Raw genomic sequence first — 18829 nt, 5'->3', positions numbered from 1 at the left:
CCTGCCAGACTGTGCGCATGAGCGTGATCGAGAACTCGAAAGTGACGATCGTCGGCGCCGGCAGCGTCGGGTCCAGCGCGGCCTACGCGGCCCTCATCCGCGGCTCCGCTCGGCACGTCGCCCTGTACGACATCGCCGCCGCGAAGGTGGATGCCGAGGTCCTCGACCTCGCGCACGGCACCCAGTTCACCGGCTCCAGCGACATCGTCGGCGGGAGCGACCTGTCGGTGGTCGAAGGATCGCACGTCGTCGTGATCACCGCCGGCGCGAAGCAGGATCCCGGGCAGACGCGCATCGAGCTCGCCGGCGTCAACGCCGGGATCATGAAGCGGATGATGCCGCAGCTGCTCGAGGCGGCGCCGAACGCGATCTATGTCATCGTGACCAACCCCTGCGATGTGCTCACGGTCCTGGCGCAGGAGGCGACCGGCCTGCCGCCCGAGCGCATCTTCTCGTCGGGCACGGTGCTCGACACCTCGCGGCTGCGGTGGCAGCTCGCTCAGCGCGCGGGCGTCTCGGCGAGCTCGGTGCACGCGTACATCGTGGGCGAGCACGGCGACACCGAGTTCCCGCTGTGGTCGACGGCATCCATCGGGACCGTGCCCATCCTCGACTGGCGACCGGATGAAGGTGACCCGATGTCCGTCGACGAGCTCGACAGGATCGCGGTCGATGTGCGCGACGCGGCCTACAAGGTCATCCAGGGCAAGGGCGCGACGAACTACGCCATCGGCCTGTCCACCGCCCGCATCATCGAGGCCATTCTGAACGACGAGCGCGCCGTGATGCCCGTGTCGACCGTGCTGCATGATTTCCACGGGATCGACGGCGTTGCGCTGTCGGTTCCGTCGATCGTGAGCTCGGCGGGCGCCGTGCCCGTGCGCGAGACGACGTTCTCAGCGAGCGAGCTGGGGCTTCTGCGGCGCTCCGCGGACACGCTGAGCCAGGTGGCCGCCTCGCTGCGCTGAGGCCCGCCCGCACTGCGACGGACTTCTGGAGGCACGCGGAGCGCTCAGCCTGAGACATCCGCGGGAGCGCAGAAGTCCGCGGGTGAGCGCGGGACGACGGGGATGTCGCCGCCTCCGCCTACTCTGATCCCATGGCCTCCCGACGCTCTGCCGCACCCTCGCCGTTCCGGTGCACAGAGTGCGGGTGGACGACGCTGCGCTGGGCCGGCCGATGCGGTGAGTGCCAGCAATGGGGCACGGTCGTCGAGGCCGCCGAGCAGACCGGCATCGTCAAGACCGTGACGGCGGCGAGCCCGGTGCGCGCCGCTCGTCCCATCACCGAGATCGACACCGCCGACACTCCGCGGCGCACGAGCGGGGTCGCCGAGTTCGATCGCGTGCTCGGCGGCGGCATCGTCCCCGGGGCGGCGATCCTGCTGTCCGGAGAGCCGGGCGTCGGCAAGTCGACGTTGCTGCTCGAGGTGGCGGCGCAGAGCGCGCGCGCCGGGCGCCGCGTCCTCTACGCCAGCGGGGAGGAGTCGACAGCCCAGGTGCGGCTGCGCGCCGAGCGCACCGGCGCGCTCCACGACGAGCTCTACCTTGCCGCGGAGACAGACCTGGCGACGATCCTCGGACACGTCGACGAGGTTCAGCCCGAGCTGCTCATCGTCGACTCCGTGCAGACCGTCTCGTCCGGCGTCTCCGAGGGCATGGCCGGACACCCGAGCCAGGTGCGGGAGGTCGCATCCACCCTCATCCGGCTGGCGAAGGAACGCGCGCTGCCCGTCGTCATCGTGGGACACGTCACGAAAGACGGCTCGATCGCGGGTCCCCGCATCCTGGAGCATCTCGTGGATGTCGTGTGCCACTTCGAGGGCGACCGCCACACGGCGCTGCGGTTCGTGCGAGCTCTCAAGAACCGCTTCGGGCCGACGGACGAGGTCGGATGCTTCGAGATGACCGGCAGCGGCATCGCCGAGGTGCCCGACCCGAGCCGGCTCTTCCTCGGCCACGGCTCCCCCGAACCCGGGACGTGCGTCACGATCGCGCTCGAGGGACGGCGCGCGATGCCCGTCGAGGTGCAGGCGCTGACGGTTCCGAGCTCGGCCCCGAATCCGCGGCGGATCGTCAGCGGCGTGGACTCGGCCCGGGTCGCCATGATCCTCGCCGTGCTCGAGCGACGGGCAGGGCTGCGGCTCTCGGACCAGGACGTCTACGTGTCGACCGTCGGCGGAGTCCGCCTCGTCGAGCCCGGCGCCGACCTGGCCATCGCGATCGCCATCGCCAGCTCCGTGCGCGGACAGGCGGTGCGGCACGACATCGCGGCCGTCGGCGAGCTGAGCCTCGCTGGCGAGGTGCGTCCGGTCACGAGCGTGGCGCACCGCCGCGCTGAGGCGACTCGCCTCGGCTACAAGACGATCATCGACGAAGGGTCGGGATCGCTGACCGGGGCTTTGCGCGATCTCACCGTGCGACCCCCACGGCCCGTCCGCGAGGAGATTCCGGCGTTCTGACGGGTCAGGCGTGAAGAAGAGCGCGGAGGATCTCGCCGGGCGAGGCCTGCATCGGATGCGGACCGGCGATGTCGAAGAACACGACGGCGACGTCGTCGCGATGCTCGGCGAGGTAGGTGCGCAACCACGCCGGCGACCGCAGACCCGCGGTGGGCGGAAGGCTCGCCGGCTTGTTCTCCGCATCGCTGAACAGCAGCAGGGCGACCTCGCCCGTCTCAGGATTCAGGTGCGTCCACACCTGCTCGTCGTCCGAGGAATCGATGAGCGGCACGACGGTCGGCCCATGCCGCAGCGCGAACGCGATCGCGGCGATATCGCGGGTCTGAAGCGCATCGGCGAGCGCCGTGTTGCGCAGGTCGGCGGGGTCGTCCGCACGCGGACTCCGGGATGCGGCGGCCATCGCTCCAGCGTAACCGGCGCTGAGTAGCCCGGCCTGTCCCCCGAGCCCTGGTCGGCGCGAAGTGCTGGCACAAAAGGAGGACCCCCTCTAGGCTCTGGGGAAGCCGTCAGGGGGTCCGGGCCTCGCACTGTCGTGGTCGGTCGAAAGATATCGGGCCGGCTCGGCGCTGCTGGGGACAGCTACGACGTCTGCGTGACCACTTCAGGTTATGTGAATGCAATAGGCGCTCGCGTCCCCTTTTTGGGGGACATTTTGAACAGAATATATCCTAATAAAGGATGAATTGTGTGGTCTGAGCGGACGCGATTCCGCCGATTTCAACGCCGAGATGATATGACGCGCCGCCCCCCGGCGCCTTCGGCCGACTCGGCGAATTGCACGTCGATACGGACGATCGCGTGCGGTCCCACGTGAGCGGAGACGCGCTCTGCACGGTCTGCCCTGCCTTGATGAGGACGACCATGTCGCTGGGCTCCGACTGGCAGTCGGTCGACCGCCACCACGTATCGCTGCCGCTGGTGACCGTGTACTTCTGCGTCGTCGTGCCCACGTTCATCGTGCAGTCCTTGACGCCGTGGTTCGTCAGCCGGATCGACAGCTTGGGGTTCTGCCCGCCGGGGTAGGTGTTCTGGTCGGTCACGGCATCCACCGTCACGTTCGCGGAGGTGCAGGGCGCCGCGGTCGCGGTCGCCGCGTGGGTCGCGGTCGGCGTCGGAGTCGCGGTCGGCGTCGGGTCGAGCGGCGGTGCCGCGGTCGGAGAGGGGGTGGATGCCGAGGGCACCGGCAACGCCGTCATCCCGGTGGCGCCCACCGCCGGGGAGGGTCCGCCCGCGTCGGCCGCCCTGCTCGCCCAGGGCTTCGCGATGAGCAGCCACACGCCCGCGATGATGAGGATGAGGACCAGCAGCACGACGAGCCGGCGACGCCGGTAGACCGCCGGCGAATGCCGGCGACGCGGCTGCTGACTGGTCATGATTCCAGGCTAAGCGCGGCGAGCGACGCCACCGGGATCGGCGCGCGTCGTGCAGATATCACGGCCGAGCGTCAGACGAGCCGCTTGAGCATCCGCGTGTTGCCCAGCGTGTTCGGCTTGACGTGCGCGAGGTCGAGGAACTCCGCGACGCCCTCATCCGGGCTGCGCAGCAGCTGAGAGTACACGTCCGGGTCGACCACTTGCTCCCCGATCGGGGCGAACCCGTGACGCGTGAAGAAGTCGACCTCGAACGTCAGACAGAAAAGGCGCGAGAGGCCGAGCGCACGGGCGTTGTCCTCGAGTCCCTGAACTATGGCTTTGCCCACGCCGTGATGCAGCCACTCGTCCTCGACGATCAGGGTGCGGATCTCGCCGAGGTCCTCCCACATGACGTGGAGGGCGCCGCAGCCGATCAGCGTGCCATCGGCCTCGGCGACGAGGAACTGCTGCAACGATTCGTACAGCAGGACGATGTCCTTGCCCAACAGGATGCGTCGCTGGACGTACGGCTCCAGCATCGCCTGTATGCCGCGGACATCGGACGAGCGTGCCGGCCGCACGCTGAAGCTGCTCATCGTTCCAGCGTAATCACCCGGCAGCGTGCTCCCGGAAGCGACGAGAGGGTGGATGCTTCCGCATCCACCCTCTCGATCGCTCTGACGTCCGTCAGTTGCCGTTGACCGCCATGTCCGGCGTGGCCGAGATCTCGCCGCCTCCGGCGATGCCGATCGCGACCTTCTCGCCGCGCGGCGCGGTGTCGAACACGAACTCTCCGTTCTGCGCATCCACCTTCACGTGGTCGCCGGGGTTGAGCTGGCCGTGCAGGATCTGCTCGCTGAGCCGGTCCTCGACCTCGCGCTGCATGGCGCGGCGCAGCGGACGCGCACCGAGGGTCGGGTCGAAGCCGATCTCGATGAGCTTGTCCTTCGCCGCGTCCGTCAGCTCCACCGTCATGTCGCGGTCGAGCAGGCGCTCGCCGAGACGCTTGGTGAACAGACCCACGATCTGGCGCAGCTCGTCCTTGCTCAGCTGCGGGAACACGATGATGTCGTCCACGCGGTTGAGGAACTCGGGCTTGAAGTGCCGCTTGAGCTCTTCGTCGACCTTGCCCTTCATCCGGTCGTACGAGGTCTGCGGGTTGCCCTCGACCTGGAAGCCCACGGGCCCCCCGGCGATCGCCGACGACCCGAGGTTCGTCGTCATGATGATGACCGTGTTCTTGAAGTCGACGACCCGGCCCTGACCGTCGGTCAGGCGACCCTCTTCGAGGATCTGCAGCAGCGAGTTGAAGATGTCCGGGTGCGCCTTCTCGATCTCGTCGAAGAGCACGACCGAGAACGGCTTGCGCCGCACCTTCTCGGTGAGCTGGCCCCCCTCTTCGAATCCGACGAACCCGGGAGGGGCTCCGAACAGCCGCGAGACGGTGTGCTTCTCGCCGAACTCCGACATGTCGAGCGAGATCAGCGCGCCCTCGTCGTCGAACAGGAACTCCGCGAGCGCCTTGGCGAGCTCGGTCTTGCCGACGCCCGTGGGGCCGGCGAAGATGAACGATCCCGATGGACGCTTCGGATCCTTGAGGCCGGCGCGCTGACGACGGATCGTCTTCGCGAGCGCGGCGATCGCCTCCTCCTGGCCGATGACGCGCTGGTGCAGCGCCTTCTCCATGAAGACGAGACGGCTCGACTCCTCCTCGGTGAGCTTGAACACCGGGATGCCGGTCGCCTGCGCGAGCACCTCGGCGATCAGGCCCTCGTCCACCACCGCGTGGCTGGCGACGTCGCCGCTGCGCCACTGCTTCTCGAGGCGAAGACGCTCGGCGAGCAGGGACTTCTCCTCGTCGCGCAGGGATGCGGCCTTCTCGAAGTCCTGCTCCTCGGAGGCCTGCTCCTTCGCGCTGCGGATGGAGGCGATCTTCTCGTCGAACTCGCGCAGCTCGGGCGGGCTCGACAGGATCGACAGGCGCAGGCGGGCGCCTGCCTCGTCGATGAGGTCGATGGCCTTGTCGGGCAGGAAGCGGTCGCTGATGTACCGGTCGGCGAGGTTCGCCGCAGCGACGATCGCACCGTCGGTGATCTGCACCTTGTGGTGCGCCTCGTAGCGGTCGCGCAGACCCTTCAGGATGTTGATGGCGTGCGGCAGCGAGGGCTCGGCGACCTGGATCGGCTGGAACCGGCGCTCGAGAGCAGCATCCTTCTCGAAGTGCTTGCGGTACTCGTCGAGCGTGGTGGCGCCGATCGTCTGGAGCTCGCCGCGCGCGAGCAGCGGCTTGAGGATGGATGCGGCGTCGATCGCGCCCTCGGCGGCGCCGGCGCCCACGAGCGTGTGGATCTCGTCGATGAAGACGATGATGTCGCCGCGGGTGCGGATCTCCTTCGTGACCTTCTTCAGCCGTTCCTCGAAGTCGCCGCGGTAGCGGGAGCCCGCGATGAGCGAGCCGAGGTCGAGGGAGTACAGCTGCTTGTCCTTCAGCGTCTCGGGGACATCGCCCTTGACGATCGCCTGGGCGAGGCCCTCCACGACGGCGGTCTTGCCGACGCCGGGCTCACCGATCAGGACGGGGTTGTTCTTCGAGCGTCGCGACAGGATCTGCATGACGCGCTCGATCTCCTTCTCGCGCCCGATCACCGGGTCGAGCTTGCCCTCGCGGGCGGCCTGGGTCAGGTTCCGCCCGAACTGATCGAGCACCTGGGATCCTCCCTGTGCGGCCGCCTGCTGTTCGTGCGCAGCGCCAGAGACCGCGGCCGGCTCCTTGCCCTGGTACCCACTGAGAAGCTGAATGACCTGCTGGCGCACCTTGTTCAGGTCGGCGCCGAGCTTCACGAGCACCTGGGCGGCCACGCCCTCGCCCTCGCGGATGAGGCCGAGCAGGATGTGCTCGGTCCCGATGTAGTTGTGGCCCAGCTGCAGCGCCTCGCGAAGAGACAGCTCGAGCACCTTCTTGGCACGGGGCGTGAACGGGATGTGGCCCGTGGGCTGCTGCTGGCCCTGCCCGATGATGTCCTGCACCTGCTCGCGGACGGCGTCCAGCGAGATGCCGAGGGACTCGAGCGCCTTGGCTGCGACACCCTCGCCCTCGTGGATGAGGCCGAGCAGGATGTGCTCCGTGCCGATGTAGTTGTGGTTGAGCATCTTCGCCTCTTCCTGGGCGAGCACAACCACACGACGGGCACGATCCGTGAATCTCTCGAACATCGTCGACTCCTCCCGGCGCACTGGTGGCGCCGTGCTTCGAGCGTAACCAGCGCTCGCCGAGCGCGCGCCCGTGTTCGCCAGGGGCATAGCGTTCGCTCGATCGGGCGTGGAGAGCCCGCGGGCGGACGCGACGAAGGATGCGCCGTCTCAGCGACGCTGCCTGGATCGGGTCAGCGCGTGCCGAGCATGTCCGTGGTTCCTGCGGCGCCGGCTCCCAGGAAGGCGACCTTGACGGCGGCGCCCGTGATGGTCGACGGCACCGCAGTGAGACCGGCGCGGGGGACCATGTCCATCGTGCAGGCGGTGTCCGCGGATGCCGAGAGCTGCACCACGACGGTCGCCGAGCCGGTCGCGGTCACCGAGGCGACGGAGGGCGGGCAGGTCGACGAACCCCACGTGGCGAAGGCGAAGCTTCCGTCGGGGATGTCGGACCCACCGGCGGTGCCTTCGACCCAGCCGGCGCTCGGCGCGTTCTCGCCGGCCGCCGCAGGCGTCGATGAGAGTGCCGTGAGCTTCACCGTTCCGGAGAGCGCGCCCTTGGCGACGATCTGGACGTCCTTGGTCGGGTCGACCCCGGCCGGCAGGGCGACGTACGACGCGCGAGGAGCGAAGTCGGCGGTGCACGCCGTCTTCCCCGATGGCAGGCTGAACTCGACCGTCACGGTCTGGCCGCTCGCGGAGGCATCGCCGGCCTTGGGCGGGCAGGTCGAGCTCCCCATGCTCACGACCGCCGTACCCTTGCCGGCATCCAGCCAGGCGGCGCCCACGGCCGCCGTGCCCGGGGCGGATGCGGACTCGGACGGCGAAGCGGAGCTGGAGCCCGGAGAGGGGTTCGAGGCGCATCCCACGAGCCCGCCGAATACCAGAGCGACGATCATGAGAGCGCCACCCGAAATGCGTGCAGAACGAGACATCGGAGTCCCCCTTCTCCCCATTGAGCACCATGTTGCCGGAAATGCGCGTGCAAAGGGATGCCCGACACCCTTTCGTTAGGTGTGCGGCATCCATTTCGCCACCATGTGAGCGGAAAGGGCGTCACCGGCGCGCGTCTCCTGCGCCGTTTCATTCGCACGCAGGTCGCTATTGGAGTGCCGAGGTCAGCCGGGCGAGGTTGTCGAGCACGGTCGATCGCAGGGGCTGCTGCATCCATTCGTCCAGCGTGAGTTCGCGGCTGAGGCTGCGGTACTTGTCCTCGACGCCGCGCAGCTCCTCCACGAACTCGGTGCCGCGCACGAGCATCGAGATCTCCATGTTGAGACCGAACGAGCGCATATCCATGTTGCTGGAGCCGAAGATCGCGATCTCATCATCGATCGACATGGACTTCGAGTGCAGGATGTAGGGCTTCTTGTACATCCAGATCTTCACTCCCGCGCGCAGCAGCACCTCGTAGTAGGAGCGCTGCGCGTGGTAGACGATCGCCTGGTCGCCCTCCTCCGACACGAAGAGCTCGACCTGCAGTCCGCGGTTGCACGCCGTCGTGATCGCCAGCAGCAGCGCCTCGTCCGGCACGAAGTAGGGGCTGACGACGATGACCTTGCGCTGCGCCGAGTGCATGAGACCGAGGAAGAGCCGGAGGTTGTTCTCGAAGTCGAACCCCGGCCCGGACGGCACGATCTGGCAGTCGAGGTCACCGGGTCCGGTCGTCACCGAGAAGAGCTCCCGTTCGGTCTCGATGACCTCGTCGGTCTCGCTGTACCAGTCGGAGAGGAACACGGCATCGATGGATGCGACGACCGGCCCCTCCATGCGCGCCATGAGGTCGACCCAGTGCAGGCCGCGCTTGATGTTCTTCCGCAGGTTGTACGTGGAATCGGTCACATTCTGCGAGCCCATGAATGCGACGAGCCCGTCGACCACGAGCAGCTTGCGGTGGTTGCGGAGGTCGGGCCGCTGGTAGCGCCCCTTGAAGGGCTGCACCGGCAGCATGAGATGCCACTCGGCGCCCATCGCGGTCAGCCGCTTGAGGGTGCGCTTGTAGTAGGGCTTGCCGCGATTGGCCCAATGGTCGAGCAGCACGCGCACCTGGACGCCGCGGGCCGCCGCACCCTCGAGGGCGCTGAAGAACCCCTCGGTCGACGCATCCGCCTGCAGGATGTAGAACTCGCAGTGCACGAAGGACTGCGCCCGCTCGATCGCAGACGCCATCGCGTCGAGACTCTCCTGGTACTCGGAGATGAGGTGCGCGGAGTTGTCGCCCGTGATCGGCATGGCGCCCAACGTGCGGTTCAGGGTCACCAGGGACGTGAACCATTCCGGGGCGTGCGGGCGCAGCGTGCCGAAGGCGAGCTGCTCGCTCGTCTGGCGGATGTAGTCGTTGATGTCGCGCTGCTTCCGGCGGCGCTTGCGCGGCAGGCGCGGGTTGCCGATCAGCAGGAACAGGAGCACGCCCACGAGGGGGATGAAGTAGATCGCCAGCAGCCAGGCGGTCGCAGACCCCGGCCGGCGGTTGCGCGGAACGACGATGATCGCACCGATGCGGACCGCGAGGTCGAAGATGAAGACGAGCACCAGCCACCACGTCGCCGAGAACGTGATCGTCAGCACTCGCGCCTCCCTGGGATGTCATCCCAGCGTAGCGGGGGCGCCCCGCGCGGCCGGGATGCGAGACCCCGGCGGAGAGGTCAGTGCTCGGATGCCGCGGGCATGCCGCGCTTGGCGCGCTCTTCGGCCTCGATCTTGGCGTAGACCTTGCGCTCGGTGCGGTCGGCGCGGACGGCCGCGCGGAGCACGAAGAAGAACAGGGCGCTCACGATGAGGGTCGGTGCGATCGACCACACGATGGCTTCCCAGTAATTCATGCCATCCATGCTACGCCCGGGTCGGCCACGGTCTCCTCCACGTCCGCCGTCCGCCGGCCCCCGGCTCACCGCCGCGCAGACGGCTCGGCGCGCGGCATCCATCGCCCTCAGGCTCGACGGCATGACCACGATCGTCCGCGCGCACAGCCCCGCGCACTTCCTCACCCTCGTCCCCGAGATGCTCGGCTTCACCCCGAGCGAGAGCCTCGTCCTCATCCCCTTCGAGCGCGGGCGCAGCCTCGGCGCGATGCGGTTCGACCTGCCGCACGGTGCCGACGCCGGCGGGGCCGAGCGGAACGAGATCGACCGCATCGCCTCCACCTGCATCGGCATGGTGTGCAAGGTCTCCAGGGCGGACGGGTTCACGATCGTCGTGTACACCGAGGAGAGCTATGCCCCGGATGCACCGCAGGCTGCGCTCGTGGCCGCCCTGCTATCGCGGGCGGATGCGTGCGGCCTGCGCGTCGTCGACGCCTTGTGCGTCGCATCCGACGCGTGGGGGTCGTATCTTGACGCCGACTGCCCAGAGGGCGGGCGAGCGCTCTCGGACCTGGGTGTGGACCCGGCCTCCGCGCCGAATCCCGATCAATCCGCCGGCGCGCAGCTCCCGGAATCCGACCTGGCCGAGCGCGAGCGCGTCGCGCGGGCGCTGAAGAGCCTCGGCCAGGCCGTGCGACTGGTGACCGACCAGCCGGATGAGACGGATGACGCGCGCGTCGATCCCGCCGCGCTCACCGCCGTCTGCGCGCTCAACGACATCCCGCTGCTGTTCGAGACGGCTCTGGACTGGGACGCGGCATCCGTCGACGCGTTCGACGCGGCGTCCATGATCTACTGCCTCGCGCGGCCGACCCTCCGCGATGTCGCCCTGATCCAGTGGTGTGACGACCTCTCCGCAGGCGATCGGGCGCTCGACGCCCAGCTCGACTGGGAGGAGGGCGACGACTACCCGTCGGACCTCGCGTGCCGCATGTGGGGCGAGGGCCGACGGCCCGCGAGCGAACGTCTCCGCACGGCACTCGAGCTCGTGCGCAGGCTCGTCGCCGTCGCGCCGCGACAGGACCGGCCGGGACCGCTCGCCGTCTGCGCCTGGCTGTCATGGGCGCTCGGGAGCTCCACACACGCGGAGGTCTACTGCACGCAGGCGCTCGAGATCGAGCGGGAGCACGGCCTCGCGGAGATCGTCCTCGCCTTCGTGATCAACACCCACCTCCCGGAGTGGGCGTTCGACCCCGATGCGTCGTCCCGCCCGGCGGCGATTACCTCGGGAGGCGCAGGCGCTACTTGACGAGCGGGAAGAGGATCGTCTCGCGGATGCCGAGACCGGTGATCGCCATCATGAGCCGGTCGATGCCCATGCCCATCCCGCCCGACGGCGGCATTCCGTGCTCGAGCGCGCGCAGGAAGTCCTCGTCGATGCGCATGGCCTCGTCATCGCCGCGGGCGGCGAGCTTCGCCTGCTCGACGAAGCGCTCGCGCTGGATGACGGGGTCCACGAGCTCGGAGTAGCCGGTCGCGAGCTCGAAGCCGCGGACGTACAGGTCCCACTTCTCGACCACGCCCGCGATGGAGCGGTGATCGCGCACGAGCGGGCTCGTGTCGACCGGGAAGTCCATGACGAACGTCGGACTGGTGAGGCCGCCCTTGACGAAGTGCTCCCACAGCTCCTCGACCCACTTGCCGTGGGTCGCGTGCGGAGGCGTGTCGACGCCGTGGGCGGCGCCCAGCGCGGCGAGCTCCTCGACCGGGGTCTGCGGGGTGATGTCCTGCCCGGCAGCGTCGGACAGCGAGCCGTACATCGAGATGCGATCCCACTCGCCGCCGAGGTCGTAGACAGTACCGTCGGCCCACGTGACCATGGTCGAGCCGGCGACGGCGATCGCCGCGTTCTGGATCAGCTCCTGGGTGAGGTCGGCGATGCCGCTGTAATCGCTGTAGGCCTGGTAGGCCTCGAGCATCGCGAACTCGGGGCTGTGGGTGGAGTCCGCACCCTCGTTGCGGAAGTTCCGGTTGATCTCGAACACCCGCTCGATGCCGCCCACGACGGCGCGCTTGAGGAAGAGCTCCGGCGCGATGCGCATGAACAGCTCGGTGTCGAAGGCGTTCGACTGCGTGATGAAGGGACGGGCGGATGCGCCGCCCGGCTGCGTCTGCAGCATCGGGGTCTCGACCTCGACGAAGTCGTGCGCCTCGAACGTGCGGCGCAGGCTCGCGTTGACCTTGGCGCGAGCGCGCACGGTCTGGCGTGCCTGGTCGCGCACGATGAGGTCGAGGAAGCGGCTGCGGACCCGGCTCTCCTCGCTGAGCTCGGTGTACATGTTCGGCAGCGGCAGCAGCGCTTTGGCGGCCATCGCCCAGTCGGACACCATGATCGACAGCTCGCCGCGGCGGCTGGAGATCACCTCGCCGCGCACGAACACGTGGTCGCCGAGGTCCACGAGCTCCTTCCACGCCTGCAGCGACTCCTCCCCGACGGCAGCGAGCGAGACCATCGCCTGGATGCGCTGCCCGTCGCCGGACTGGAGGGATGCGAAGCACAGCTTGCCGGTGTTCCGGCTGAAGACGACACGGCCGGCGACGGCTGCGGTGACGCCGGTCTCCGCCCCCGCCTCGAGATCGGCGTACTGCTCGCGCAGCGCGGGGATGGTGTCGGTCACGCCGACGCTGACCGGGTATGGGCCGCCCGCGGCATCCGTCCGTTCGGAGATCAGCCGTTCGCGCTTGGCGCGGCGCACGGCCTTCTGCTCGAAGATGTCCTCTTCGGTCGGCTCGGCGGGCGCGCCGTCGGCGGGCGCAGTCGTATCGGTCATGTCGGCAGGCTCCTCGGGAAAGTCGCGGTCCAGCTTATCGGCGCGCCCCTCCGCGGTTGCTGAGCCCTCAGCGCCGCACGGAACGCCGACGGCTCATCCGAGCAGGATGGGCGTGTTGTCGACGAACCGGTGACCGCCGATCGTGCCCGCGATGAGCGCGATCGCCGGGCCGGTGCGATTCTCGTCGGCGGGGAGGAAGGTGTCGGGATCGACCACACTCAGGTACTCGAGTCGCACGCGCGGCTCGCCCATGAGGGTCGACTGCGCTGCGGCGATGCAGGCGTCGACACCGCGATCGGCGTTGGCGGCCGCCGCGTCGAGCGCCACCGTCAGCTTGCGCGCGGCGCTGCGGTCCGCCTCGTCGAGGAAGGCGAGACGCGTCGAGATCGGCACGCCGTCGTCGTCGCGCACGGTCGGGATGGCGTCGATCTCGACGTCCAGGAACAGGTCGCGCACCATCCGCCGCACGAGGAACACGCGCTGGCGGTCGCGCTCGCCATACACGGCGACATGCGGCTTGACGATGTTCATCAGCATCGCCTCGATCGTCAGGAGTGCGTCGAAGTAGGTCGCGCGGGCGCTCCCCTCGTAGCGCAGGCCCAGATCGCCCGCCGAGACCTTCGTGGTGTCAGCTCCGCGCGGCAGGAGCTCGGCCGCATCCGGCCCGAACATGACATCGACGCCGAGCGACTCGAGCAGTCGCTCATCGTCGTCCAGCGTGCGGGGATACGCCTCCAGCTCGGCCGCATTCCGGAAGCGCAACGGGTTCGCGAAGACCGTCACCACGACGACGTCGGCCAGCTCCTTCGCGCGGTGCACCAGATCGATGTGCCCGTCGTGGAGCGATCCGAGCGTCGTGACGTGCGCGATGCGCGCATCCGGACCCGCCGAGCGGATGGTGTCGAGCCGGGCGCGCAGCGCATCGACGGTCGTGATCATCTTTGGAGCGTAGCGGCCCCCGCGCCCTTCATCCGTCCAGCTCGTCGGGCTCGATCCGGTCCACCTCCGAGAGCGGATCGGCGTCGCGGAGGGCGAGGTCGACCGTGGCGTGCACGAGGGCGGACAGATACGAGCCGGGCTCGGCGACACCGGCCTGCCGCAGGAGACCCGCGGCTTGGCGCACGATCGAGCGTGAGAAGGTGGTCGCCGTCGCGATCGCCTCGGCGTACGCGGGCCGGTCGGCATCCGCGACCACTACCGGCTCGCATCCCATCTCCACCGCGAGCGCCTGCGCGATCGGCAGCACCGGACCGGGCGCGGTGACGGCGGCGTAGGCGTCGCGCAGCATCCGGAGATCCATCGAGGTGCCCGTGAACGCGATGGCCGGATGCACTGCCAGCGGGATCGCCCCCCGCCGGGCGGCCGGCCCGAGCACCTCCAGGCCGTGCGCCGGGTCGGTGTGCATCACGAGCTGCCCCAGCTGCCAGGCCTCGAGCTCCGCGAGTCCGGACACGAGCCCCGGCAGCTCGTCGTGCGGCACCGCGATGACGACGAGCTCGCTGCGCCGGACGATCTCGAGCGCGTCGAGGACCGGCGCACCCGGGAGGACGGCGCCGGCGCGCTCGTCGTGCGCGCCGGTCGTGATGCCGATGATGGCGTGGCCGGCGCCGGCGAGGGCGGCGCCGATCACGGGACCCACGCGGCCCGCGCCGATGATCCCGACGCCGAGGCGCCCGTCGCGGTTCATACCGGTGCTCCGGCGGTCTCGCCGGTCGCGCCGGCCCAGCGGTGGCTGCGATCGGTGGATGCGGCGGCCACCGCGGCCGCCTCCACCTCCGCGAACGCCGCCAGCGCCGCATCCCGGTCGATGCCGGTGAGGTGCCCGGAGACCCGGCCGGGGACCGTGTGGACGTGGAGGGACGCGACACGGAACGCGCGGGCGATCGGGCCCTGCGTCATGTCGATGCTCTGCGTGCGCGCGAGCGGGAAGACGGCCAGTCGACGGTGCAGCCGTCCGCGGCGGAGGAACAGCGCATCCGGAGTCACGCGGAAACCGTTGCGCCGCCACGACAGGAGGTGCAGCAGGCGCGCGCGACGCGGTGTCGTGGTGTACGGGTCGTCGTCTGCGCCCTCCCCGCGCCCGCTCCGCGGCGCGTGGGCCCGGATCCCGTGGGCGACGATCAGCGGCCACTCGCTCTCCGGGAGGCCGGGCAGCAGCAGGTGGAGCACGCGCTCGACGTCAGCGCGGGTGCCGACGGGCAGCACACGGGTCGCCTCCTCTTCGGCGCGGCTGTCGCTGCCGGCACGATGGCCCGACAGGCGGTTGATCGTGATGCGCCACCAGCCCGCCGGCCGCCACAGCAGCGGCTGGGTGATCTGCACGGCATGCACCCGTCCCGGCGGCAGGATCTCGGTGATCGTGGTGAAGAGGCCGAACGTGATGCGCACGCCGTCGGGCGTCGGCGCGATCGAGTAGCGCAGAGCGCGTGTGATCTGGCGCACCCAGTAGGTGCCGAAGCCGATCAGCGCCGGGATGAAGCTGACGAGCAGCCACGGCGTGCCGACGCTCGCGCCCCACACGATGAGACCCAGCAGGACGAGCAGCACGAACGTCGAGCGACTCAGCAGGTGGGATGCGACGAGCCGCCCCACTGGAATGGAGACGACGGATGCGGGCTCCGCCACCGGAGCCTCGGGACCCCACACGAGCCCGTCGAGCGCCGCGGACACGGTCGCCGCCGCGGCCGCGGTGCGCGTGGGCGCCGATGCACCGCCGGCCGCCGCATCCACTCCCGCCTTCGCCAGTCGCAGACCCGAGGCGAGGCGCAGGATGTCGGCGCGCACGGCCTCGGCGTTCGACGTGGAGAGATACTCGAGCCTCACGTTCGCGTCGGAGCCTGCGCCGACGACCTCGAGCTTCGCCATGCCGCACAGACGCGCCAGCATCGGCCGAGTGAGGTTCACGCCCTGCACGCGGTCGAGGGGAGCCCGGCGGTGGCTGCGGAAGAGCACGCCGTGACGCTCCTCGACGTGGTCGCCCGTGATGCGGAACGTGTGGAATCGCCACGACACGTAGAACAGCCCGATGAGCACCATCACGACGATGAGCACTGCGGTGAGGGCGAGGACCACGAGGTTGTGCCGCAGCACGAAGTCGACGGGATCGCCGGGCGCCTCCTCGGTCGGCACGTCGGGAGCGACCACAGGCAGGAAGAGCGCGATCAGACGGTCGCGCAGATTCGAGATGACGAGACCGGCGACCACGACGAGCACCAGTCCCCCGCGGAACAGCGGAGTGAGCGGGTGCATGCGGTGCCACTCGCCGTCGCTGAGCGGCGTGCGAGGCATGGGCTGACGGGTCATCACAGCCCGGTCCGGCGGGACTCCGCCACCCGGATGAGGGTGTCGCGCAGCTCCTCGGCCGCCTCCTGCGTCAGGCCGGGGAGCTCCACGCCCGTCGATGCGGCGGCCGTCACGAGCTTCAGCCGTGCGATGCCGAAGCCGCGGTCGAGCGGGCCGTGCTCGATGTCGACGAGCTGCATCCGGCCGTACGGCACGGCGACGGAGCGCTGCCAGAGGATGCCGCGCCGGAAGACCAGGTCGTCCTGACGCAGCTGATAGCCGAACGCGCGCACCTGCCGCGGGGCGATCGCGATCATGATCGCGACGACGAGAAGCGCGGGGCCGGCGGGGATCCACACCCAGACCCAGCCTGCCAGGAGGGCGAGGAGCGTCGCCGCGACCGCGATGACGGCGAACAGCCCGGTCAGCGTGATGAGCCGGACCCACATGTACGAGCGGGCGAGCTGATGCCATGTGCCGTCGCCGAGCGGGAGGCGGGAGGCGGAGCGCGGCTCGAGCATGCGAGGGAACGTGTCGCGGTCGAGGGCGGACGGGACCTGCGCATCCCGAGCGGCCCTCATGACCGGCGCCGATGCGCCCGGGACCTGCGGCTCAGTGCGAGTGGGCGGGGGGCTCGGCGTCGCGGGCTCCGGGGTGCTCATCGTCGTCGCCGTCCTTCCGGATTGTGCAGAGGTGCTCCGCCACCAGGCCGGCTACGAGCAGGATGCCGCCGCACACAGCCGTCGCGATGATGACGCCCCATGAGCCTACCGACGGCGTCACCGGACGGCTCGACAGGAAGAGCACCAGTCCCACGGCGAATCCGCCGACGGCCGCGCCCACGATGCTCGAGGCCTTCGCGAGCATCGCGACCCGCAGCGCGCGGAACGGGTTGACCTGCGCCTTCGACAGGCCGCGGGTGGCTCGCCTGATGGGGACCGCGAGCAGGATGTCGACGGCACCGAGCAGGATCAGCAGGATCGGCAGCGTGACCGTGGGCGTGAAGGTCGCCCGGCCGGCGGACGTGAGGATCTGGTCGGTCAGGAACCCGACGCCGATCCCGACGACGGCGGCGATGACGAGTGGAACGGCACCCGTGCGCTTCATGCCCCGGCCCCCGTCGCCTCGTCGCCGGGCGCCGGCTCACCGGGCGCCGGCGGCTCCGCGGCACGGCGGGCGAGCAGGGCGTCGACGCGGCCCGAACCAGGGAGCACCGCATCCGGATCCACCTGCAGCCAGGGCCCGAGCACGAAGTCGCGCTGCCCGGCCCGCGGGTGCGGCAGCGTCAGGGCCGGATCGGCGCTGACGACGTCGCCGTACGCGACGAGGTCGAGGTCGAGCGTGCGCGACCCCCAGCGGCCCTCCGTGGCCCGGTCGCGCCCGTGGCGCGTCTCGATCGCCTGCAGGTACGACAGCAGCACGGTGGGCGCGAGGCGCGTCGTCACGAGCGCGACCGCGTTGAGGTACGGCGGGGCGGACTCGTCCGCGCCGGTCAGCGTCATCGCGACCGATTCGATCGGGGCGGATGCGACGACCCCGTCGGTCAGCGGCAGGCGGCGCAGCTCCTCCACGGCGGCGGCAAGCGTGGCCTCGCGGTCGCCGAGGTTCGCGCCCAGCGCGACGACGGCGGTGACGGTCTGCGCGCTCGACGGCGGCACGTCGCCGTGGAAGCCGGCGGCGAGGCGGCGATCCGGCCAGCGGAAGCCGCCGCTCACGCAGCACTCCTTTCGATCGTCACCGAGACGTCGGAGAACGGGACCGCGATGGGCGCCTGCGGCTTGTGGACGGTCACTCGCACGCGGTGGACGAGTGGCTCGGAGAGCAGAGCATCGGCAAGCAGCTGCGCCAGCCGCTCGAGGAGGTTGACAGGCTCGCCCGCGACGATCGCCACGATGCGCTCCGCGACCTCGCCGTAGTGCACGGTGTCCGTGACCTGATCGGTGTCCGCGGCGCGTGCGGTATCGAGGAACAGCGTCGCATCCACGACGAACTCCTGGCCCTCGCGGCGCTCGTGCTCGTACACGCCGTGATACCCGGTCGCCCGAACCCCCGTGAGCGTGATCTCGTCGAACGAGTTCATCGCGCCTCCCCCGTCCACAGCTGCGCGATGCGCAGGGCATCCCGGGTCGCGGCGACGTCGTGGACGCGGACCGCCCATGCGCCGGCTTGCGCTGCGAGCACGCTCGTGACGGCCGTGGCGAGGTCGCGGCGGTCGGTCGACGGTTCCGCATCGGCGGCGGCGGACAGCGCCTCGGTCAGGAACCGCTTGCGGCTCGTCCCCACGAGCAGGCGCGGACCGAGCAGGGACAGATCGGGAAGGCGTCGGAGCACGTCCCAATTCTGCCCGCCCCGCTTGCCGAATCCGATGCCGGGATCGATGATCATCCGCTCCTGCGGGATGCCGGCGGCCGCCGCATCCGTCATGCGCTGCGTGAGCTCCGCGACGACCTCGGCGACGATGTCCTCGTACTGGGCGTGGGCGTACATGTCGACCGACGGTCCCCGCCAGTGCCCGAGTGCGATCTCGGCGTCCGTACCGGCGACCGCGGGCAGCATCTCAGGGTCGGCGAGGCCGCCCGAGACATCGTTGACGATCCGCGCGCCGGCGGTGATCGCCGCGAGCGCGGTGGACGCGTTCATCGTGTCGATGCTCACCACCCCGCCCCACCCGGCGAGGGCCTCGATCACCGGGATGACGCGCTCCCGCTCGACCTCGGGCGAGACCCGCTGCGCTCCCGGGCGCGTCGACTCCCCGCCCACGTCGAGGATGTCGGCGCCGTCGGCCAGCAGCTTGCGGCCGTGGTCGATGGCCGCCGCGTGATCAAGGTAGCGGCCGCCGTCGCTGAACGAGTCGGGGGTCACGTTCACGATCCCCATGACCTGGACGGCGGGTCCCACGGACCGGACGGC

Annotated in this window: 19 protein-coding genes; 3 read left to right on the top strand and 16 right to left on the bottom strand. The window is 70.1% G+C overall.

All coding sequences use genetic code 11. The annotated features are described in order from the left end of the window. Window positions 1-17: 17 nt before the first annotated feature. Window positions 18-968 carry an L-lactate dehydrogenase gene (locus tag AC0NZN_RS12085; RefSeq protein WP_474592545.1) on the top strand — a complete coding sequence of 317 codons (951 nt, stop codon included), beginning with the start codon at window positions 18-20 and terminating at the stop codon, window positions 966-968. A gap of 131 nt (window positions 969-1099) precedes the next feature. Beyond that, the gene (gene radA, locus AC0NZN_RS12080) at window positions 1100-2461 is read left to right on the top strand and encodes a DNA repair protein RadA (RefSeq protein WP_474592544.1); all 1362 of its coding nucleotides are present in this window, start codon (window positions 1100-1102) and stop codon (window positions 2459-2461) included. Between the two features lie 4 nt (window positions 2462-2465). On the opposite strand, the gene AC0NZN_RS12075 is transcribed toward radA, so the two are convergent. The 7 genes from AC0NZN_RS12075 to AC0NZN_RS12045 form a co-directional block, all read right to left on the bottom strand. Continuing rightward, a complete protein-coding gene (locus AC0NZN_RS12075; protein WP_474592543.1) occupies window positions 2466-2861 on the bottom strand; it encodes a dehydrogenase in 396 nt (131 codons plus the stop codon). 268 nt (window positions 2862-3129) lie between these two features. After that, the gene (locus AC0NZN_RS12070) at window positions 3130-3834 is read right to left on the bottom strand and encodes a hypothetical protein (protein WP_474592542.1); all 705 of its coding nucleotides are present in this window, start codon (window positions 3832-3834) and stop codon (window positions 3130-3132) included. A gap of 71 nt (window positions 3835-3905) precedes the next feature. Then, entirely contained in the window at window positions 3906-4409 is a 504-nt protein-coding gene (locus AC0NZN_RS12065) for an amino-acid N-acetyltransferase (RefSeq protein ID WP_474592541.1), read from the bottom strand. Window positions 4410-4500: 91 nt separating this feature from the next. Continuing rightward, window positions 4501-7026, bottom strand: a complete 2526-nt coding sequence (locus AC0NZN_RS12060) for an ATP-dependent Clp protease ATP-binding subunit (RefSeq protein ID WP_474592540.1) — start codon at window positions 7024-7026, stop codon at window positions 4501-4503. A 170-nt stretch (window positions 7027-7196) separates the two neighbouring features. After that, window positions 7197-7904 (bottom strand): hypothetical protein, encoded by a 708-nt coding sequence (locus AC0NZN_RS12055; protein ID WP_474592539.1) that lies wholly within the window; start codon window positions 7902-7904, stop codon window positions 7197-7199. Between the two features lie 202 nt (window positions 7905-8106). Beyond that, on the bottom strand, window positions 8107-9564 hold the full coding sequence (cls, locus tag AC0NZN_RS12050) for a cardiolipin synthase (protein ID WP_474592569.1): 1458 nt from the start codon (window positions 9562-9564) through the stop codon (window positions 8107-8109). A gap of 86 nt (window positions 9565-9650) precedes the next feature. After that, entirely contained in the window at window positions 9651-9827 is a 177-nt protein-coding gene (locus AC0NZN_RS12045; RefSeq protein WP_474592538.1) for a hypothetical protein, read from the bottom strand. Window positions 9828-9948: 121 nt separating this feature from the next. Between AC0NZN_RS12045 and AC0NZN_RS12040 the strand changes: the two genes are divergently transcribed. Beyond that, a complete protein-coding gene (locus AC0NZN_RS12040; RefSeq protein ID WP_474592537.1) occupies window positions 9949-11115 on the top strand; it encodes a DUF4192 family protein in 1167 nt (388 codons plus the stop codon). On the opposite strand, the gene lysS is transcribed toward AC0NZN_RS12040, so the two are convergent. From lysS to folP, 9 genes are all read right to left on the bottom strand, one after another. Beyond that, on the bottom strand, window positions 11108-12637 hold the full coding sequence (lysS, locus tag AC0NZN_RS12035; protein ID WP_474592536.1) for a lysine--tRNA ligase: 1530 nt from the start codon (window positions 12635-12637) through the stop codon (window positions 11108-11110). The two genes, AC0NZN_RS12040 and lysS, sit on opposite strands and share 8 nt — an antisense overlap. Window positions 12638-12730: 93 nt before the next feature. Then, complete coding sequence (locus AC0NZN_RS12030; RefSeq protein ID WP_474592535.1) at window positions 12731-13576, bottom strand: 4-phosphopantoate--beta-alanine ligase; 846 nt, start codon at window positions 13574-13576, stop codon at window positions 12731-12733. A 28-nt stretch (window positions 13577-13604) separates the two neighbouring features. Then, window positions 13605-14324: a DUF2520 domain-containing protein gene (locus tag AC0NZN_RS12025; protein WP_474592534.1), complete on the bottom strand. Its 720-nt coding sequence runs from the start codon at window positions 14322-14324 to the stop codon at window positions 13605-13607. After that, window positions 14321-15925 (bottom strand): PH domain-containing protein, encoded by a 1605-nt coding sequence (locus AC0NZN_RS12020; RefSeq protein ID WP_474592533.1) that lies wholly within the window; start codon window positions 15923-15925, stop codon window positions 14321-14323. The genes AC0NZN_RS12025 and AC0NZN_RS12020 overlap by 4 nt, the downstream gene beginning before the upstream one ends. A gap of 14 nt (window positions 15926-15939) precedes the next feature. Next, window positions 15940-16500, bottom strand: coding sequence for a PH domain-containing protein (locus AC0NZN_RS12015; RefSeq protein ID WP_474592532.1), 561 nt, complete (start codon window positions 16498-16500; stop codon window positions 15940-15942). Between the two features lie 31 nt (window positions 16501-16531). Continuing rightward, entirely contained in the window at window positions 16532-17026 is a 495-nt protein-coding gene (locus AC0NZN_RS12010) for a DUF3180 domain-containing protein (protein ID WP_474592531.1), read from the bottom strand. Beyond that, a complete protein-coding gene (gene folK, locus AC0NZN_RS12005) occupies window positions 17023-17634 on the bottom strand; it encodes a 2-amino-4-hydroxy-6-hydroxymethyldihydropteridine diphosphokinase (RefSeq protein ID WP_474592530.1) in 612 nt (203 codons plus the stop codon). Before folK ends, AC0NZN_RS12010 begins: the two co-directional genes overlap by 4 nt. Continuing rightward, window positions 17631-17999, bottom strand: coding sequence for a dihydroneopterin aldolase (gene folB / locus AC0NZN_RS12000; RefSeq protein ID WP_474592529.1), 369 nt, complete (start codon window positions 17997-17999; stop codon window positions 17631-17633). Before folB ends, folK begins: the two co-directional genes overlap by 4 nt. Next, window positions 17996-18796 (bottom strand): dihydropteroate synthase, encoded by an 801-nt coding sequence (gene folP / locus AC0NZN_RS11995; protein ID WP_474592568.1) that lies wholly within the window; start codon window positions 18794-18796, stop codon window positions 17996-17998. The genes folB and folP overlap by 4 nt, the downstream gene beginning before the upstream one ends. Window positions 18797-18829: the final 33 nt, after the last annotated feature.

The organism is Microbacterium sp. sgz311019 (assembly GCF_056135325.1).
This window is presented reverse-complemented; position numbering and strand designations above follow the sequence as displayed.

Excerpts from the sequence above, each read along its gene's own strand:
- AC0NZN_RS12085 (WP_474592545.1), top strand. The coding sequence starts at position 18 with ATGAGCGTGATCGAGAACTCGAAAGTGACGATCGTCGGCGCCGGCAGC.
- radA (WP_474592544.1), top strand. The coding sequence starts at position 1,100 with ATGGCCTCCCGACGCTCTGCCGCACCCTCGCCGTTCCGGTGCACAGAG.
- AC0NZN_RS12075 (WP_474592543.1), bottom strand. The coding sequence starts at position 2,861 with ATGGCCGCCGCATCCCGGAGTCCGCGTGCGGACGACCCCGCCGACCTG.
- AC0NZN_RS12070 (WP_474592542.1), bottom strand. The coding sequence starts at position 3,834 with ATGACCAGTCAGCAGCCGCGTCGCCGGCATTCGCCGGCGGTCTACCGG.
- AC0NZN_RS12065 (WP_474592541.1), bottom strand. The coding sequence starts at position 4,409 with ATGAGCAGCTTCAGCGTGCGGCCGGCACGCTCGTCCGATGTCCGCGGC.
- AC0NZN_RS12060 (WP_474592540.1), bottom strand. The coding sequence starts at position 7,026 with ATGTTCGAGAGATTCACGGATCGTGCCCGTCGTGTGGTTGTGCTCGCC.
- AC0NZN_RS12055 (WP_474592539.1), bottom strand. The coding sequence starts at position 7,904 with ATGATCGTCGCTCTGGTATTCGGCGGGCTCGTGGGATGCGCCTCGAAC.
- AC0NZN_RS12045 (WP_474592538.1), bottom strand. The coding sequence starts at position 9,827 with ATGAATTACTGGGAAGCCATCGTGTGGTCGATCGCACCGACCCTCATC.
- AC0NZN_RS12040 (WP_474592537.1), top strand. The coding sequence starts at position 9,949 with ATGACCACGATCGTCCGCGCGCACAGCCCCGCGCACTTCCTCACCCTC.
- lysS (WP_474592536.1), bottom strand. The coding sequence starts at position 12,637 with ATGACCGATACGACTGCGCCCGCCGACGGCGCGCCCGCCGAGCCGACC.
- AC0NZN_RS12030 (WP_474592535.1), bottom strand. The coding sequence starts at position 13,576 with ATGATCACGACCGTCGATGCGCTGCGCGCCCGGCTCGACACCATCCGC.
- AC0NZN_RS12025 (WP_474592534.1), bottom strand. The coding sequence starts at position 14,324 with ATGAACCGCGACGGGCGCCTCGGCGTCGGGATCATCGGCGCGGGCCGC.
- AC0NZN_RS12020 (WP_474592533.1), bottom strand. The coding sequence starts at position 15,925 with ATGCCTCGCACGCCGCTCAGCGACGGCGAGTGGCACCGCATGCACCCG.
- AC0NZN_RS12015 (WP_474592532.1), bottom strand. The coding sequence starts at position 16,500 with ATGAGGGCCGCTCGGGATGCGCAGGTCCCGTCCGCCCTCGACCGCGAC.
- AC0NZN_RS12010 (WP_474592531.1), bottom strand. The coding sequence starts at position 17,026 with ATGAAGCGCACGGGTGCCGTTCCACTCGTCATCGCCGCCGTCGTCGGG.
- folB (WP_474592529.1), bottom strand. The coding sequence starts at position 17,999 with ATGAACTCGTTCGACGAGATCACGCTCACGGGGGTTCGGGCGACCGGG.
- folP (WP_474592568.1), bottom strand. The coding sequence starts at position 18,796 with ATGGGGATCGTGAACGTGACCCCCGACTCGTTCAGCGACGGCGGCCGC.